The organism is Pseudomonas sp. SMN11, from assembly GCF_052041945.1.
Lineage (GTDB): Bacteria > Pseudomonadota > Gammaproteobacteria > Pseudomonadales > Pseudomonadaceae > Aquipseudomonas.
Genome location: NZ_JBKGGW010000115.1, coordinates 1 through 225, shown reverse-complemented (window position 1 = coordinate 225; position 225 = coordinate 1). Strand labels below are relative to the sequence as shown.

Sequence of the window (225 nt, the reverse complement as noted above, 5' to 3'; positions counted from 1 at the left end):
CTGGAAAACACCAACGGCGAAGACGCCTATGTCGATGGAAGCGCTGTAACGGCCACCGTCACCGCGATCAACGGCGGTAACTTCGAAGCGACCGACGTCACGGGTGCAACGGCCACGGTAAAAGTCGAAGACACCATCGACACCACCACCGTGAGCGTCTCGGGCGACAACGTGAAGGAAGGTGCTGCCAGCATCACCTTCAACTTCCAGCTGAACAACCCGCCA

Annotated in this window: 1 protein-coding gene; it reads left to right on the top strand. The window is 59.1% G+C overall.

Annotated elements, in window-relative coordinates:
• Positions 1–225, top strand: a 225-nt coding sequence (locus ACLEJU_RS28795; RefSeq protein ID WP_440776795.1) for an immunoglobulin-like domain-containing protein, incomplete at both ends; no start/stop codon positions are given.